12 protein-coding genes are annotated in these 16,918 nt (G+C 66.5%); 7 read left to right on the top strand and 5 right to left on the bottom strand.

Going from position 1 to position 16,918, the window contains the following annotated elements; translation table 11 throughout:
• Window positions 1-48: 48 nt before the first annotated feature.
• Window positions 49-2,331: a M28 family peptidase gene (locus NX778_RS11890; RefSeq protein WP_258811956.1), complete on the bottom strand. Its 2,283-nt coding sequence runs from the start codon at window positions 2,329-2,331 to the stop codon at window positions 49-51.
• 140 nt (window positions 2,332-2,471) lie between these two features.
• Window positions 2,472-3,137, bottom strand: a complete 666-nt coding sequence (locus NX778_RS11885) for an energy transducer TonB (protein WP_258811955.1) — start codon at window positions 3,135-3,137, stop codon at window positions 2,472-2,474.
• Between the two features lie 250 nt (window positions 3,138-3,387).
• Here NX778_RS11885 and NX778_RS11880 point away from each other — a divergent pair, with 250 nt between their 5' ends.
• From NX778_RS11880 to NX778_RS11865, 4 genes are read left to right on the top strand one after another with little or no spacing between them, the layout of a single operon-like run.
• Window positions 3,388-4,035: a response regulator gene (locus NX778_RS11880; RefSeq protein ID WP_258811954.1), complete on the top strand. Its 648-nt coding sequence runs from the start codon at window positions 3,388-3,390 to the stop codon at window positions 4,033-4,035.
• 25 nt (window positions 4,036-4,060) lie between these two features.
• Window positions 4,061-4,939, top strand: a complete 879-nt coding sequence (locus NX778_RS11875) for a type 1 periplasmic-binding domain-containing protein (protein WP_258811953.1) — start codon at window positions 4,061-4,063, stop codon at window positions 4,937-4,939.
• Window positions 4,936-6,435, top strand: a complete 1,500-nt coding sequence (locus NX778_RS11870) for a HAMP domain-containing sensor histidine kinase (protein ID WP_258811952.1) — start codon at window positions 4,936-4,938, stop codon at window positions 6,433-6,435. Before NX778_RS11875 ends, NX778_RS11870 begins: the two co-directional genes overlap by 4 nt.
• A gap of 29 nt (window positions 6,436-6,464) precedes the next feature.
• Window positions 6,465-8,153: a M14 family zinc carboxypeptidase gene (locus NX778_RS11865; RefSeq protein ID WP_258811951.1), complete on the top strand. Its 1,689-nt coding sequence runs from the start codon at window positions 6,465-6,467 to the stop codon at window positions 8,151-8,153.
• 157 nt (window positions 8,154-8,310) lie between these two features.
• Here NX778_RS11865 and NX778_RS11860 read toward each other — a convergent pair whose 3' ends face one another.
• From NX778_RS11860 to NX778_RS11850, 3 genes are all read right to left on the bottom strand, one after another.
• Window positions 8,311-10,125: a DUF885 domain-containing protein gene (locus NX778_RS11860; protein WP_258811950.1), complete on the bottom strand. Its 1,815-nt coding sequence runs from the start codon at window positions 10,123-10,125 to the stop codon at window positions 8,311-8,313.
• Window positions 10,126-10,207: 82 nt separating this feature from the next.
• Complete coding sequence (locus tag NX778_RS11855) at window positions 10,208-11,338, bottom strand: branched-chain amino acid ABC transporter substrate-binding protein (RefSeq protein WP_258811949.1); 1,131 nt, start codon at window positions 11,336-11,338, stop codon at window positions 10,208-10,210.
• Between the two features lie 67 nt (window positions 11,339-11,405).
• Entirely contained in the window at window positions 11,406-11,891 is a 486-nt protein-coding gene (locus NX778_RS11850; protein ID WP_258811948.1) for an Lrp/AsnC family transcriptional regulator, read from the bottom strand.
• 154 nt (window positions 11,892-12,045) lie between these two features.
• Here NX778_RS11850 and NX778_RS11845 point away from each other — a divergent pair, with 154 nt between their 5' ends.
• The 3 genes from NX778_RS11845 to NX778_RS11835 all read left to right on the top strand — a co-directional run bounded on the left by NX778_RS11845 (window position 12,046) and on the right by NX778_RS11835 (window position 16,887).
• Window positions 12,046-14,052, top strand: a complete 2,007-nt coding sequence (locus tag NX778_RS11845) for an aminotransferase class V-fold PLP-dependent enzyme (RefSeq protein WP_258811947.1) — start codon at window positions 12,046-12,048, stop codon at window positions 14,050-14,052.
• A gap of 114 nt (window positions 14,053-14,166) precedes the next feature.
• A complete protein-coding gene (locus tag NX778_RS11840; RefSeq protein WP_258811946.1) occupies window positions 14,167-15,024 on the top strand; it encodes an outer envelope protein in 858 nt (285 codons plus the stop codon).
• 195 nt (window positions 15,025-15,219) lie between these two features.
• Complete coding sequence (locus tag NX778_RS11835; protein ID WP_258811945.1) at window positions 15,220-16,887, top strand: CehA/McbA family metallohydrolase; 1,668 nt, start codon at window positions 15,220-15,222, stop codon at window positions 16,885-16,887.
• Window positions 16,888-16,918 lie beyond the last annotated feature (31 nt).

Raw genomic sequence — 16,918 nt, 5'->3', positions numbered from 1 at the left:
AACATGTCGGCACACCGGTTGGGGTGCGCCAGCGATTAAAGCATTTCCCTAGCGAAACCACAACATGTCGGCGGCGACGGTCTCGCCGCTCATCGGGATGTAGGCGCCGGCCGGTTCGGGCACTGCCAGCGACCTGTCGGGCAGGCCGGGGATGTGCTCCTCGACGCCCACCCCGACGATCCCGCCGAACATCTCCAAATCGAAGTGCATCCGCTGGTCGCGTATGCCGTAGATCGACATCGACCAGTTGCGGATCTCCGGGTCGTACGACAGGAGTTGCTCATTCATGCGCGCGCGCCACGGCTTGCCGCCGCCGACGTGCAGCTCGATGCGCGGCGCGCTGTTCTTCGATGTCAGGTCGAACACGATCCGGCGCGCCGGCTCCTTATCGTTCACCAGCATGATCGCGTGCGGGAAGACGATCTCGTTGCGCGGCGCCTTTGCGTACCAGACCTCGTGGCTGTTCCAGCCCAGCACGTCCACCAGCTTCACCGCTCGCACCTGGTCAGGGAACAGCTGGCGGGTCCATTGGTCCGGCTGCGATTGGCGCGACAACCACCATTCGCTCCACGTCGGCATGTCCTTGTAGTAGACCAGCGGGTTGGGGCCGGGCGGCGCCTTGTCCGGCACGCTGGCGCTGCCGGGAATCGCGAGCAGCGCCGCGCCCACGATGACGGTGGCGCGCACCGCGAGCCTGCGTGCCGCCACGCCGAGCAGCGCAACCGCCGTGCCCATCACGAGCATCAGCAGCCACAGGGGAATGTGGATGCGAAACCGCGTCGGCATCGCGAAGATGTCGCGCGCGGCCGGCATGGCCAGCGCAATGGCGGGCAGCACGCCGGCCAGCAGCAGCGAGAAGCGCATCCATCCGGTCAGCGCCTGCACCCGCGGCGACAGCTGCGCCGCCAGCGCGATGGTCGCAGCAATCAGCGGCCAGGCCAGCAGGTAGCTGATGCCGGGTGCGAGCCAGGTCACCGCCGCGAGGCCGGCGGCCAGACAGGCCAGCGCGCCCAGCGCCGCCGCCAGTGCGCCGATGCGCGCGCACAGCATGCGCTGGCCCAGCACGAACAGCCCGGCGATCAGCAGCGCCACGCCCTGTTCGTAGTGCAGGCCTGACGCGTCGGGCGCGATTACGTGGGAGAACGCGCCGTGCAGTCCGTCCAGGTAAAGCACCGCCAGCGGCCCACCCGCGATCAGCGCGTAGCCGAAGGCGCCCTTCACGATGCCGGTCAGTTCGAGCCGGTCCCCTTCGATGGCGGCGGCGCAGACGCAGGCCAGCAGCAGGCAAGCAATGCTGGTGATGGTCCAGGTGGCGCTGGCAGGGTAGTGGACCATGCCCAGCGCCGGCGCGGTGAAGTAGACCTGGTCGCCGCTGGCGGCCGCGTGGCCGAGCGGCCGTGCGCCAAGTGCCTGCGCCAGCGAGAGCATCGTGTCGCCTTCGTGCTGCAGCGTGGCGCGCGCAAAGCGTTGCGGCGTGTCCCAGCTCCCGAGCCGGCCCTCGACGGCGCCGAATTGCAGCAGCGGCGCCCGCAGCGACGCCAGCGGACCGCTGCCGCGCGCCTGCGGCATCAGGCTCGTGGCCTCGCTCACCAGCGAAGAGCCGCGCGGTGAAGGCCCGCGCGCCCACGCGCTGATCGCGGCGCCGGCCGCGCCGTGCGCCCGTTGCAGCACCACCGGCCCGTCGTTGCCAAGATGCTGGAAGCGCAGCGTGAGTCCGACGCGCTGCGCCAGCGGGTGCTGCTCCGCGAAGGCCTGCTCGCCCATCGCGCCCACGCGGTCGCCGTCCGCGAACAGGAACATCACGTCGCCGGCTGGCGGCGGGCCTGACTGCATCGCGCGCGCTGTTTCGAGCATGGCCGCGGCCGATGCCGCATCGGATGCGCCTTGTGTGGCCGGGTCGCTGTCGTAGTGCGATGCGAGCAGCAGCGCCGGACGGCGCGCGTGGTCCAGCGCGGCGCCCGGCTTGCGCGCGACGATGTTATGCACGACGGCCAGCGTCACGTGCACGTTGTGGTAGTTGTCGACCGACTGGCGCACGGCGGTCGCGACCTGCACTTCGGGCTGCAGGCCCATGCCGCGCAGCTGGGCGACGATGTATTCGCGCGCCTGTTCGTTCATGCTGCTGGCGATCGGGCGCGGCGTGCGCGCGAGCGCCTGCAGGTGCACCGCCGCGCGTTCGGCGGAGAAGGCATCGGCGGGCGCGCCGGCGCCGCTAGGCGGTGGCAGCGCGGTGGTGGCAAGGCTGGCCCACGCAAGCGCGCACACGGCGGCAAGGGCCGCGGCGCATCCTGCCAGGCCGGGAAAACCCGGTAAGGCTGATCGGTTTGTCACGTTCTTCTCTCACTCTTGTTTTGTTTGCTACTTTTTTTGTGAACGTCGTTCCCGCCTGCGTGTGAATGACGCTCTCACTTAAAAAAAATGCCCGCCAGGAGGGGGAAGGCGGGCAAAAAGGGGAAAGCGAGTACAGGGAATCAGTCGATCTTCCAGTCGTAGGCAAGCTGGGCCCAGCCGGCTTCCGGCACGCCGTTGTTCATCGCCGGTTTGAAGGTGCACAGGCTCAGCGCGTTGACGGCGGCTTTGTCCAGGTCGCGATAGCCGCTCGAATGCTGGATGCGCGAGGCTGTCACCTTGCCGTCCGCGCCCACCAGCAGGGCCAGCGTCACGGTGCCGGTTTCTTCATTGCGCAGCGACGACGGCGGGTAGGCTGGTTTCGCGCAGCCGTTGGCGTCGGCCAGCACCGCGCTGCGCATGGCGCCGCTGTTGCTGTTCGTAGGCTGGCCCGGCGCATTGGTCGATTGCGTTTGTACCGGCGGCGCGGGCGTCGGGTCAGCCTGCGTGGTGGCCTGCACCGGCGGCGGTTCCTGCGGCGGCGGGGTCTGCACTTCGACCTTCGGCACCACGATATCCGGCATGGTGGGTTTCACCATTTGTTTCGGCGGCTCGGGTGGAGGCGGCGGGGGCGGCGGCACGTCCGGCGTGAGCATCACCAAGATGTCCTCGGGGACCTTGGGCAGCGTGATCTGCCGCGTGTTGATGCTGTGGATGAAAGCAGTGGCGACCAGGACGTGCAAACCGGCGACGACAGCGAACTTGCCCGCTTTGGATGCGCCGTCATTGTTCACGTGCGAAAAATGCATGGTGATCTCCTTTTTCTCGTCCGCGGAATGCTTCGTATAATTCCTTTTGTGGGAATCAATATATGCTATGTGCTAGCAATTCGCAACAGCAGTAAGTAGAAATATTGTTGCCAGTCGTGTGTGCCGTGATGTGCTGGGATGTTCACTCGCCAGAAGCAGCGTTGTGTGGAATAATCCTTCTGGCTTTCCATGAAATGGCACACACAGTTGCCAGGGACTGGTAGGCGCGTTCCGCAACAGGAGAGAAAACGTGCAAGCGAAAAAAGCAATCCGCGTGATGCTGGCCGACGATCACCCGATCGTGATGACCGGCTTTGCCATGTCACTGACCGGCCACGGCATGGAAGTGGTGGGGCAGGCCCGGACGCCCGACGAGGCGGTGGCGATGGCAGAGCGCGAGCAGCCGGACGTGATCGTGCTCGACATCCGCTTCGGCACCGAACTGACCGGGCTGGACGCCGCCCAGCAGATCCTGCGCGCGCATCCGGACGCCAGGATCGTCTTCCTCAGCCAGTTCGACCAGGACAGCCTGATCAAGGAAACCTACCGCCTCGGCGCGCACGCCTTCATCACCAAGGATTGCGACCCGGCCGACCTGGCCACCGCGGTGCGTCTCGCGCACGAGGGCAAGCTGTATTTCATGCCGCAGATTGCCGAGCGGCTGGCCAGCCTCGCGGTGCGGGGCGACATCTCGCCGCAGTCGCAGCTGGACGAGCGCAGCCTCGAAATCTTCAAGCTGATGGCCGAAGGCCTGACCAACGCGGAGATCGCCGAGAAGCTCAACCTGTCGACCAAGACCATCAGTAACATCAGCCAGGCGGTCAAGGAAAAGCTGGGCGTGCACCGCCAGGCCTACATCACCAAGCTGGCCGTCAAGCACGGCCTGATCGAACCCTAAGCGCATGGCCGGCGCGGCGAACCGCATGCGCTGCGTGCTTGCTGCCTTGGCGGCCGCGTTCGCGCTGGTGGCGCGTGCCGAACCGGTGGACGCGGTCAAGGGCTACAGCTTCCAGATCGTGACCGCCGATGACAGCGCCCTCACGCGGCGCATCGTCGACGACTTGTCCAAGCGCCTGATCCCCATCTTCGCCGCGTTCCGCACCGAACTCGCGCAGCGGCGCCGCATGCTGGTGGTGGCGGTGGGCCCGGCCGCGCTGCACGAGGTTGCGAACAAGCGCTGCGACTGCGCGGTGATCTCGTCCTTCACGTCGAGCCAGGTGTTGCGGGCAGTGGCGGCGGGCCTGCCGCCGGCGCGCGCGTCGACGCTGACGGCGGTGTACGCGGAACCGGCGCCCGCGGACCAGCTGCGGCTGGTGTCGCTGCTGTATGGCCGTCCGGTGCGCATCGCCGCCATCCTTGGGCACGACACCCAGTTCCTCAAGCCCGCGCTGCAAGGCCCGGTGGAGGTGCAGGACTTCGGCGGCGGCGACGACATCAACCGCATCCTGTCGCGCATCGCGCAGACCGAGGTGCTGCTGGCGCTGCCCGACAGCGCCGTCTACAACACCGAGAACATCCGCAACATCCTGCTCTCCACCTACCGCCACAAGCAGGCGGTGATCGGCTTCTCGGCCGATATGGTGAAGGCCGGCGCGCTCGCCACAACCTATTCCGACATCGAGGACATCAACGCCCAGGTGGCCGAGATGGCGTCGGAGTATGTGGGTAGCGGCGTGCTGCCGGCGCCGCAGTTCCCGCGCTACTTCCGCACCGTGGTCAACGAAGGCGTGGCCAAATCGCTCGACGTGCACGTATCCGACGCCGTGCGTAACTTCGCGCGGCCAGCGCCCCCGCCGCCATGACGCTCCGCTTCTGGCGCAGCTGGAGCATCGGCCGGCGCATGGCCTTCATCACCATGCTGCCGGTGGCACTTCTGTTCACGTCCTTCGTCTGGTACTCGTGGTATTCGCACCGCGCCCAGGTGGCCGAGGAGCTGACCGAGCGTGGCCGCATCCTGGCCACCGCGCTGGCCGAGACCAGCGAGTACAACCTCATCTCCGGCAACCTGTCCGACTTGCGCCTGACCATTAATGGGCTGGTCCAGTCGGACAAGAGCATCTACCGTATCGACGTGGTCGACGCCAGCGGCAAGGCGGCAGTCGGCGTCGTGTCCGATACGGCGGTCGACTCGGAAGGCCATTACTACGAGGCGCCGATCAAGAAGCAGATCCTGTGGATCAACCTGTTCTCGGACAACGGCACGCCGCACGTGTCGGCATCCAGCGATTCGCGTCCGCCGACCATGACCACCGAAGTGGTGGGCTGGGTGCGGGTCCAGATGTCTCCCGCGGTGATGATGGCCAAGCAGGCGCACCGCTTCCGGGTCGAGCTGGCGATGGCCGCGCTCGGGCTGGCGGCGGCCGGCGCGCTGGCCTGGATCCTGGCGCGCAGCCTGACCGTGCCGCTGAAGGACGCGATCGACGCGCTCCGCCAGATCCGCGGCGGCGACTACCACGTCAACCTTCCGGTCGCCACCGGCGGCGAGGTCGGCGAGCTGCAGGCATCGATCGGCGAGATGTCGCTGGCGCTGGACGAATCGAAGAAGGACCTGGAGAACAAGGTGGCCGAGCGCACGCGCGACCTGGTCGCCTCGCGCAACGAGGCGCTGCGCGCCAACGACGACAAGCGCAAGCTGATCCAGAAGGTCAACAGCATCATCGAGGAAGAACGCAAGGGCATCGCGATCGAGATCCACGACGAGTTGAATGCGTCGCTGATCGCGGTGCGGCTGGAAGCGCAGGCGATCGGCGCGCTTGCGGCCAAGGCGCCGCCGGGGCCGGAAGTCGAGCAGGTGCAGCAGAAGGCGCAGTCCATCACCAAGCTGGCGCTGGACCTCTACGCCAGCGGGCGGCGGCTGGTGCGTCGACTGCGGCCGGAGGTGCTGGAGATGCTCGGCCTGCACGGCGCGGTGGAAGAGATGCTGCGCCATTACGACAGCGGCTCGCGCATCGATTTCTCCTTCCACTCCGAGGGCGACTTTTCGAAGCTTGGCAGCGAGCTCGCGATCTCCGCTTACCGCATCGTGCAGGAGGCGCTGTCGAACGTGATGAAGCATTCCGGCGCGACTTCGGCGGAGGTGTCGCTGATCCTGTCGGACGCCGACCGCGTGCTGTCCATCGAGGTGGCCGACAATGGCCAGGGCTTCGATACCGGCACCGCGTCCGAAGGCATCGGCATCATCGGCATGCGCGAGCGGGTGGATGCGCTGGGCGGCAGCATCGAGGTGCATTCGGAACCGGGCAAGGGCACCACCGTCGTCATCGCGCTGCCACTGTCGGGGGCAACTGCTGTATCGTAGCGGCTTCGATCAACCCATCGAGTCCAATCATGTCCCTCGAATTGAAGACACCTTTCGAAAAAGGCAACCAGAACCAGACCACCACCTGGGCCGAATGCATCGCCTGGTACGAAGAGCTCGCACGCCAATACCCCGGCGTGCTGCGCTTCGGCGCGATCGGCACCTCGGACGCCGGCGTGCCGATCCACGCCGGTGTGATCAGCGCCGACGGCGTGTTCGACCGCGCGCAGATCAAACAGTCCGGCCGCACGGTCTTCTTCAATAATAACGGCATCCACCCCGGCGAGCCGGAAGGCGTGGACGCCTGCATGGCGCTGGTGCGCGACTTTTGCACGCAGCCGGAACGCCTGGCTGCGCTGGGCGAAACGGTGTTCCTGTTCATCCCGCTGTACAACGTGGACGGCAGCCTGAATCGCAACAACACCTCGCGCGTGAACCAGGACGGGCCCGAGCAGTTCGGCTTCCGCGGCAACAGCCGCCACCTGGACCTGAACCGCGACTTCGTCAAGTGCGACACCCTGGCCGCCCAGGTCTTCAACAAATTCTTCACGTCGTGGGATCCGGACGTGATGGTCGATACCCACACATCCAACGGCGCCGACTACAGCTACACCATGACGCTGATTCACACCCAGGCCGACAAGCTTGGCGGTGAACTCGGCGGCTTCCTGCGCGGGACCATGCTGCCTTTCATGTTCAGCGAAATGGAGCGCCGCGGCTGGCCGACCTGCCCCTACGTCAATCCGGTCAAGGATAGCCCGGACCACGGCATCGCCGAATTCCTCGAAACGCCGCGCTTCTCGACCGGCTACGCGGCGCTGCATCACACGATTGGCTTCATGCCCGAGACGCACATGCTCAAGCCCTTCGCTGACCGCTACCACTCGATGCGCGCGCTGGTCGAGACCGCGCTCGACTTCACCATCAGGCACGGCGCGCAGGTCAAGGCGCTGCGCCGCGCCGCGAAGGAGGCAGGACGCACGCGCCGCGAGTGGCCGGTGCACTGGGCGATGGACGAGGCGCATCCGTCCAGCTTCCGTTTCAAGGGTTTTGAGGCGAAGTACAAGCCGAGCGTGCTGGGCGATTACACGCGCCTGCACTACGACCGCAACAGCCCGTGGGAGCGCGACATCGCCTACTTCAACAGCTTCCCGCCCGACGTGACGGTGCAGGCGCCGCGTGCCTACGTGGTGCCGCAGGCCTGGCGCGAGGTGATCGAGCGCTTGCAGTGGAATGGCGTGCGGATGGAACGCGTGGAGAGCGAGCGCACGGTGGAGGCGTCGTACTACCACCTGGCGTCGGTGAGTTCGCGCGCGACCGCGTACGAAGGCCACATGTTCCACGACGAAGTGCAGCTTGAGAAGCGCCGCGGCCAGGTGCTGCTGCGCGCGGGCGACTACATCGTGCCGCTCGACCAGGACAACGCGCGCTACGCGGTCGAGACGCTGGAGCCGCAGGCGCACGACAGCTTCTTCCGCTGGGGCTTCTTCAACAGCGTGCTGGAGAAGAAGGAAGCGTATTCGGATTATGTGTTCGAAGACGAGGCGGAGCGGCTGCTGCGCGAGGAGCCGGAGCTGGCCACCAGGTTCGCCGCGTGGAAGCAGGCCAATCCGGCGCTGCTGAAGGACCAGTCGGCGGTGCTCGATTTCCTGTTCGCGAACTGCGCGTGTTATCGAGAGCCGGAGTGGCGGCGGTATCCGGTGTTCATGCTCGATTAACTCGCTAAATAGTTAATGCCAATAGCAGTAACCCGTCGTCCCGGCGAAGGCCGTGACCCATGCTGAGTTTGCAGGCACGCGGCCAGAGCGCCATAGCTCAGGCGGTCTATGGGTCCCGGCCTTCGCCGGGACGACGGTTTGAAGTTAGTGGCCGCGCTTACTTGTTTGCCGCAATCCACCGATCCACTTTCGCCTCCAGCAGCGACAGCGGCAGCGTCCCCTCATCCAGCACCACCTCATGGAACTTCGGCAGGCTGAACTTCGGTCCCAACGCCTTCTCCGCCTTGGCCCTCAGCGCCTGGATCTTCAGCGCGCCGATCTTGTAGCCCAGCGCCTGACCCGGCCATGCCATGTAGCGTTCCGTCTCGCTGCGCGCGACCGACTCCGGATAGCCCAGCGTCTCGCGCATGTACTTGATCGACTGTTCGCGCGTCCAGCCCTTCGCGTGCATGCCGGTGTCCACCACCAGCCGCACCGCGCGCAGCATCTCGTCGTTCAGGTGGCCGAACCAGTCTTCCGGCGCATCGTACAGCTTCATCTCGGTGCCCAGCGTTTCGGCATACAGCGCCCAGCCCTCGGTGAATGCATTGTTCCCGCCGAACTTGCGGAAATTCGGCAGGTTCATCTCCTGCATCAGCGCGATGTGGAAGTGGTGGCCCGGCTGGCCCTCATGCAGGAACAGCGTCACCATGCCCGGCTTGCCGTATTCCTTCGCATCGTTCACCACCGACCAGAACACGCCCGGACGCGTGCCGTCCGCCGCCGGCGGCGTGTAGTGGTCCGATGCGGTCGCGCGCGACAGCTCGGGCTCGAGGCGCAGGTCGAGCGGCGTTTTCGGCCGCAGCGAGAATAGCGCCGGCAGCTTCTGGCGCAGCGTCTCGTCCAGCTTGCGGTAGGCCGCGATCACTTCCTTGTCGGTCTTGAAGGGCTTGTACCTGGCCTGCTGCGACACCCAGGCCGGCAGCCCGCTGGCAGGGCCGTGGTAGCCCATCTTCGGGCCGATGCGCGCGTACTCGCCCTGGATGCGCGCCACTTCCTTCAAGCCGATCTGGTGGATCTGCTCCGGTGTCAGATCGGTCGTGGTCTGGCTCTGCACGCGCGCCAGGTACCAGTTCATCCCGTTGGGCAGCGCGCTCCAGCCGGTGCTGGCGCGGCAGTGCGGCAGGTAGTCTTTCTCGACGAAGGTGGCCAGCCGTGCCAGCGCCGGGTTGAGCGTCTTCTCGATCGTCGCGCGGTAGGCCTCGGCCAGCGCGCGCTTGTCGGCGTCGGAGAAGCTCTTCGGGAAGTTCTTCACCGGCGTGTAGAAGATATTCGTTTCCGGCGTCTTCGACACCAGCTGCTTGAACTGGGGCAGGGCGGATTGCATGATCGCGCGCGGCTGCACGATGCCGGCCTTGATCCCTTCGCGCATGTCGGCGATGGCCAAGTCGATCCACGGGCCGAGCTGCTGCAGGCGGTTCAGGTAGGCCTTGTAGTCGCGCACCGTGTTCAGCGGCTGCGCGCCCTGGCCGCTGGCGTAGTTGGCCAGCGTGACCGGCATGGCGTCCATCTGGTTCAGCGGCAGCAGGTGCTCGGGGAAGGCTTCGAAGCGCAGCGCGGACTTCAGCTCGTAGTCGAGGATGTCGTAGCTGGTCTGGTCGCGCGCCGACAGCTGCTCGCGTGCGATTTCGTGCAGGCGCTTGAGATAGTCGCGGTACAGCGCGAACTGCTTCGCACGTTCGGCCGCCGAAATCGTCATGCCGATCTGGTCGGCGAAACGGTTGTCGCCGGCTTCGCCCGCCATCACCGGGTCGAAGCGTGCTTCGGCGTCCCAGTATTCATTGGCCAGCGCGCCGAGCTTTTTGGCGGTCTCGCTGCTCGCGATGGATTTGGCGGCGGCTGGCGCGGCAGCCGCCGCGATGTCGGCCGATGCGCTCGCACAGGCCAGCGCGGCGGCGATCGCGAGCGCGCCAAGCTTGATGGTGTGTTTCATGTGTCGGATCCGTCGGGTTGGATGTGCTTCAGGCGGCGCCGGGCTTGTGGCCCGCGCCGCCGGGATGCCGGAATGCGGCGTATCAGTAGCTGGCCAGCGGCGCCAGCGCGCCGTTCTTGAAGGTGTAGACCGTGACCGCGGTCTTCTTCAAGTTGCCGGCGGCGTCGTAGCCGTAGTTGCCGACCACGCCCTGGTAGCTCATCGAATGCAGCGCCGCGTTGACCTTGGCCGGATCGACCGAGCTGGTCTCTTTCATGGCCTGTGCGATGAACATGGTCTGGTCGTAGAAGGTGGGCGCGTACACGTCCGGATCGCGCTTGAAGCGCGCCTTGTAGCGCGCGATGAAGGCCGGTCCGGCGGCCTGCTTTTCGAGGATCGCGCCGGCTTGAGCGCAGCGCACATTGTCGCCGACCGCGTCGCCGCCCAGCTTGGCCATCTCAGGGCTGCACAGCGTGTCGCCGCCGAGCAGCTTGGCCGTCATGCCGAACTGTTTCATCTGCCGCGCCATCGGCGCGCCCTGCGGCGCATAGCCGCCGTAGAAGATCGCGTCCACGCCCTTGGCTTTGAGCGCGGTGAGGATCGAGGCGAAGTCGCTGGCGGTATCGCGCGTGAATTCGCGTCCGGCGACGGTGATGCCGGCAGCCTTTGCGCGGCGCGCGAATTCATCGGCGACGCCCTGGCCGAAAGCGGTGCGGTCGTCGATCACGCCGACCTTCCTGATCTTCAGTTCCTTGGCCGCGTAATCGGCCATGGTGCCGCCGACCTGCGTGTCGCTGGCGACCATGCGGAACACGGTGCCGTAGCCGGACTGCGTAATCTTGGGATTGGTGCCCACGGTGGACATCAGCACGCCGGCGCTGTTGAAGACGCGCGAAGCGGGAATCGCCACGCCCGAGTTGTACGGGCCGAGCACGAACTTGACGCCGGCATCGACCAGCTTCTGCGCGACGTTGGTGCCGGCGGTCGGGTTGCCCTGGTCGTCTTCCGACACCAGCTCGAAGCGCAACTGCTTGCCGCCGACCTTGATCTTCTGCGCGTTCAGCTCCTCGACCGCGAGCCGCACGCCGTTCTCGTCGTCCTTGCCGGCGAAAGCATTGGGGCCGGACAGCGGTCCGGTCACGCCGATCTTCACTACCTGTTCATCCGCCGCGTAGGCGTTCGATGCGAGCAGCAGCGCGGCGATCAGCGGCGCGGCCTTCATGGTCGATGGCATTGATTGTCTCCGTTGTTATCGAACGGGCGACATCATCGCATGATTCCTGCCGCCGCGGTATCGCAGCTCAGGCGGGCATGCCGTGCGAGATCAGTTCCAGCGGCAGCGAGGTGGTCGACTTGATCTGCTCCATCGAGAACGCGGACGACACGCCGGTCAGCTGCGCGCACTTGATCAGCTTTTTGTAGAAGCGGTCGTAGCCTTCGATGTCGGTGGTGACCACCTTGAGCAGGTAGTCGACGTCGCCGCTCATGCGGTGGAACTCCAGCACCTCGGGCAGGGCGATGACGGCGGAGGCGAAGCGCTCCAGCCACTTCTCATCGTGCTCGCTGGTGCGCACGCTGACGAACACCGTCACCGGCAGGCCGACCTTGGCCCGGTTGACGATGCTCACGCGGCTTTCGATATAGCCCTCCTCTTCCAGGCGCTTGACGCGCTTCCAGCAGGGGGTGCTGGAGAGGCCGACTTTCTCGGACAGGCCGGAAATGGAGAGGGTGGCGTCGGCTTGTAGCGCAGCCAGGATTGCGCAATCAAACTTATCGAGTGAATTCATTTTCCGTTATTGGTAGTTATGAGAACACTTATACTGCATTTTGACCATAAAACGAAAACTTTGGAACGTCTTCTCGCGCGCAACTTTGTAACATATTGCTTAACGATAGCATGAAGTCTGTGCCTTTTTGTAAGTTTTTAGTAATTTTATTTTTATGACTCCTGAGATCTACCTCGACGCCAACGCTACCTGCCCGGTCCTGCCCGCCGCCATCGATGCCGCACTCGACGCGCTGGGCCCGCGCTTCGGCAATCCGAGCAGCAGCCACGCGGCCGGACTGCGCGCCAAGGCGATCCTGGACGAGGCCCGCGCCTGCGCGCGGCGCGTGATCGGCGCCGGCGACGGCCGCCTGATGTTCACCAGCGGCGCCACCGAAGGCATCCAGACCGCGGTGCTGTCGGTGCTGTGGTCGGTGCGCGAACGCCAGCTTGCGGGCCAGCCCTGCGGCCGCCTGCTGGTGTATGGCGCGACCGAACACAAGGCGGTGCCGGAAAGCCTGGCGCACTGGAACCGGCTGCTGGGGACGAATCTCGAACTGGCCGTGCTGCCGGTCGATGGCGAGGGCCGCCACCGCCTCGACGTCCTGCGCGAACTGGCGCCGGATGCGGCGATGGTGTGCACGATGGCGGCCAACAACGAGACCGGCACCGTGTCCGACCTCGAGGGAATCGCGCGCGTGCTCGGCGAGACCGGCAGCGGCGCCTACTGGATGGTCGATTGCGTGCAGGCGCTGGGCAAGCTGCCGCTGGCGCTGGCGTCCACGCGCATCGACTACGCGCCGTTCTCCGGCCACAAGCTGTGCGCGCCGAAAGGCATCGGCATGCTGTACGTGCGGGCCGGCGCGCCGTTCACGCCGCTGGTTGCCGGCGGCGGCCAGGAAGCCGGGCAGCGTTCCGGCACCGAGAACATGGCCGGCATCGCCGCGTTCGGCGCCGTGCTCAAGGCCCTGGAACAGGGACAGGTATTCCGCGGCCACGACGCCCTGGTGGAATCGCGCGATCGCGTCGTGCAGGCGCTGCGCGAGGCCTTCCCCGGCATCGTTTTCAATTCGCCGCTGGAGCATGCGCTGCCGACCACCATCAATTTTTCCGTGCCCGGCCTGTCGAGCCGCGACGTGCTCGATGTGTTCGACGCGGCCGCGATCCGCGTGAGCGCGGGTTCGGCCTGTTCGGCGTCGAAGGCGCAGCCGAGCTATGTGCTGCAGGCGATGGGCCTGCCTTTGTGGCGCGCGGCATCGGCGGTGCGGCTGTCGTTCGGGCCGCAGGCCGATGAAGCCTTCATCGATGCGGCCTGCGAGCGCATTCGCCGCTGCAGCCAGGCGCTGCGCGCGGATCCGCTGGTGCTGGCGCCTTCCGCACATCACGGCCTGCTGCAGGTGAACGCGGAAGGCTGCGCCGGCTGGCTGGTGTTCGACGCGGACGAAAAATCATGCGTGGCGATCGACATTCCTGCGCCGATGGCCGCGCGTATCGCATCGCTGGCCAAGGCCCGCCGCTACACGGTGCGCGCGATCCTCGGCGATGCCGCGTGCAGCAGCGCCTTGTGTTCGGCGCTGGCGGAGCTGGGCGTGCCCTTCCACGCGGGCTGGCCGGCCGCGACGGCGGAAGTGGCGCTGGCCGGCGGCCTTCGCGCACCCGCGATCCGTATCGGCGCGCAGTGGCTGGCGAACGCCGATGGCGGCTACCTGCTGGGCGCTGTGCACGGCGAGACGCTGCCGCGCGTCGAGTACGCCTTCATCGGCGCATCGCAGGCGGCATGCGAATGCGCCTGTGCCGACACCATCTTGTGCCGGAATGCGGATGACGATGCGCTGGGCTGGTCGGCGATCGGCGCCGAGGCGGCATTCGACGAGCACGAGATGCACCTGGCGCCCGCCGCGCTGGAGGACTTCCTGCAGGCGCATCCCGACGCGGTGCTGGTCGACGTGCGCGAGGCATCGGAGCATGCGGCCGGTCCGGTCACGCTGCATGGACGCGTGGCGCAAAGCGTGCCGCTGTCGCGCATGGCCGAGCATGCGGCAAGCTGGCTGCGCGAAGGCGATACGCCGCGGGTCTTCCTCTGCCGCAGCGGCAACCGCAGCGCAAAGGCGGCCCGCCAGTTGCGCCGCTTCGGCTTTGCGCAGGCCTGGCACGTGGCCGGCGGCGTCGCCCTCGCCGTGTAGTGGTCCGGCGGGGCCGCATCCCGCGACGGTATGGCGCACATGAGACAATACGGCCGCGATTGGCGCCGCCAATCGCTACACTAGTTCATGTGCCCGTCCCCCGGAATTTCTCTCATGCGTAGAACAACAAGCCTGGCGGCGTTTGCCGCCTTCCTGCTCGCCGCCGGCGCGAGCCATGCCGCCGAATGGAGCGACGCCGCGATCAGCTGGCGCCACGGCGACGCTTTCCGCGAGCCTTTCAATCCCAAGCGTATCAGCAAGGACATCTTCGCGCTGACCTATGCGAGCGGCTACAAATACGGCAGCAACTTCTTCAATATCGACCTGCTGCAGTCGGACCATAACGACCCGGCCTCCCTGACGCAGAAGTCGGGCGCGCAGGAAGCCTATGTGGTGTACCGCAACACCACCGATATCGGCAAGGTGCTGGACCGCGAGCTGTCCTATGGCTACGTCAAGGGCGTCGGCGCCACCATCGGCTTCGACTGGAACACCAAGAACGACGTCGGCTACAACTCGCGCAAGCGCATGCTGGTGCTCGGCCCCACGCTGATGTGGGATGTGCCGGGCTTCCTCAACACCAGCATCCTGCTGCTCCGCGAAAGCAATGCGCCAAGTGGCGCCTTCCCGCCGATCTCGCAGGTCACGGGCCGCTATACCTACGACACCCACCCGATGCTGTCGGCCAGCTGGGGCGTGCCGGTGGCGGACGGCTGGTCGTTCGAGGGCTATCTCAACTTCATCGCCGCCAAGGGGCGCGACGAGGTCGGCAATGGCACCGGCGCCGAGACCCACCTCGACATGGAACTCATGTACGACATCGGGCGCCATTTCAACCAGCCAAAGAACCGCTTCCGGCTGGGCGTCGAGTACGAGTTCTGGAACAACAAGTTCGGCAATACCGAGCGGACCACCGGAAACCAGGGCCAGCGCGCGAGCACGCCGATGGTGCGGGCGGAGTACCACTTCTAAACGCGCTGTCCACGATAGCGTTTATCGAGATATCGTCGTTCCCGCCATCGTGGGAACGACGGTGATAACTTAAACTTTCCAGCAGGCAGGGCGATCTTTCGGGAATTGTCCTTTCGTCAATCGTTGCTGTTGAATTAGCAATTCCCCGCCCGCCCAGCGCAAGGCCAGCATCGATGCAATTGCAAAAATTGCATCATGCATACCTCATACATCCCCCACCTCTCCGCCGCGATCCTGTTCGCCTGCTGCGCCATCCCGGCCGCCGCCGAAATCGAGCATCGCGAATTCGAAGCCACCTTGTTCGCGCCCTTCCACGGCGATCCCAAGGCGCCGCCCGCGCGGCCGGACGCGCGCCATTTCACGCTCATCTTCGACTACCCGGGCATGGCCCAGCCCAAGGTGGTCGACTGGCGCGTCGACCTGATCGATCCGGCAAAGCACTCGCTCATCAACTGGCGCGGCACACGCACCATGCGCACCGTCCCGGTGACGGAGACCATCGCGTGGGACGGCCGCGTGAAAGGGAGGGCGCCGGCGCCGGGCGTGTACACGGTGCGCATGCGCGCCAGCGTGCGCGGCGATCCGCCCGAGGACGCGGTCGAGCAGGCATGGGACGTGGACGTGGGCCCGGCCGCCGCAGCGCCGATGCCGCGCTTGGAGCCGCTGCCGTCCGCGCACAAGGCCCTGGCGCCGCGCGCCGCGCCATCGACGGGGGCGCTGCCCTACACGGTCTACTACGGCAACCTGCACAGCCAGACCAACCACAGCGACGGCGGCGCCGATCTCGCCTCCTGCAACGGCGCGCAGCAGCCGCAGACCGGGCGCTATGGCCCGGCCGACGCCTACGCCTTCGCGCGCGGCCGCGGCCTGGACATCCTGATGACGTCGGAGCACAACCACATGTTCGACGGCTCCGACGTCACCAACCTCGACGCCGACGCCGGCCACACGAAGGGTCTGTACCAGCAGGGGCTGGCGGCCGCGCGCGACTTCAACGCCGCCAATCCCGGCTTCCTCGCCATCTACGGCATGGAGTGGGGCGTGATCGCCAACGGCGGCCACCTGAACATCTTCAATTCCAACGAGCTGCTGGGATGGGAGAAAAACGCCAAGGGCGAGCTGCTGGCCGATACCCTGTCTGCGCGCAGCGACTACGCGGGCCTGTACACGCTGATGAAGCAGCGCGGCTGGATCGGCCAGTTCAACCACCCGTCGATCTCCGGCCAGTTCATCGTCAACGGCGTGCCGCTGGCCTATACGCCCGATGGCGACGAGGTGATGGCCATGTGCGAGGTCCTGAACAGCACCGCGTTCTCCGCCAACGACAGCGAGACCGAAACCCGCCGCAGCAATTTCGAGATGGCCTGCAACCGGCTGCTTGAGGCGGGCTACCACGTCGCCTTCAGCAGCGACCAGGACAACCACTGCGCCAACTGGGGCGTTTCGTACACCAACCGCACCGGCGTGCTGATCCCCGCCGGCACCGCGCTCACGCTGGACAGCTTCCTCGAGGCGGTGCGCGCGCGGCGCGTGTTCGCGACCATGGACAAGGAATCGCAGCTGGTGCTGACCGCGAACGGCCGCCTGATGGGCGAACGTTTCGCCAACAGCGGGCCACTGGCGCTGGTGGCCAATTTCGCAAGCAGCGCCGGCAAGACGGTGGCGGCGGTGGCGATCATGGAGGGCGTCCCGGGCCGCAACGGGACGGTCACGCAGCTGGCAAGCAGCGGCACGGCGACCATCACGCCCGCACCCGGCGAGCATTTCTACTACGCGAAAGTGACGCAGTCGGATGGCAACCTGCTGTGGTCCGCGCCGGTGTGGGTGACGCAGTCGGCGCCGCTGGCCGCGAAGGGGCGCTAGCCGGCGGCTCTTGCTTTCGCCGTCCAACGGG

Origin of the sequence: Massilia terrae (assembly GCF_024753145.1) — a bacterium.
Classification (GTDB): Bacteria; Pseudomonadota; Gammaproteobacteria; order Burkholderiales; family Burkholderiaceae_D; genus Telluria; species Telluria terrae.
Note: the sequence above shows the minus strand (reverse complement) of the source record. Positions and strands in the feature narration are given on the sequence as shown.

What these genes read in the sequence shown, in the direction of transcription:
- NX778_RS11845 (WP_258811947.1), top strand. Translation starts at nt 12,046, where the DNA reads ATGACTCCTGAGATCTACCTCGACGCCAACGCTACCTGCCCGGTCCTG.
- NX778_RS11840 (WP_258811946.1), top strand. Translation starts at nt 14,167, where the DNA reads ATGCGTAGAACAACAAGCCTGGCGGCGTTTGCCGCCTTCCTGCTCGCC.
- NX778_RS11860 (WP_258811950.1), bottom strand. Translation starts at nt 10,125, where the DNA reads ATGAAACACACCATCAAGCTTGGCGCGCTCGCGATCGCCGCCGCGCTG.
- NX778_RS11855 (WP_258811949.1), bottom strand. Translation starts at nt 11,338, where the DNA reads ATGCCATCGACCATGAAGGCCGCGCCGCTGATCGCCGCGCTGCTGCTC.
- NX778_RS11835 (WP_258811945.1), top strand. Translation starts at nt 15,220, where the DNA reads ATGCATACCTCATACATCCCCCACCTCTCCGCCGCGATCCTGTTCGCC.
- NX778_RS11850 (WP_258811948.1), bottom strand. Translation starts at nt 11,891, where the DNA reads ATGAATTCACTCGATAAGTTTGATTGCGCAATCCTGGCTGCGCTACAA.
- NX778_RS11870 (WP_258811952.1), top strand. Translation starts at nt 4,936, where the DNA reads ATGACGCTCCGCTTCTGGCGCAGCTGGAGCATCGGCCGGCGCATGGCC.
- NX778_RS11865 (WP_258811951.1), top strand. Translation starts at nt 6,465, where the DNA reads ATGTCCCTCGAATTGAAGACACCTTTCGAAAAAGGCAACCAGAACCAG.
- NX778_RS11875 (WP_258811953.1), top strand. Translation starts at nt 4,061, where the DNA reads ATGCGCTGCGTGCTTGCTGCCTTGGCGGCCGCGTTCGCGCTGGTGGCG.
- NX778_RS11885 (WP_258811955.1), bottom strand. Translation starts at nt 3,137, where the DNA reads ATGCATTTTTCGCACGTGAACAATGACGGCGCATCCAAAGCGGGCAAG.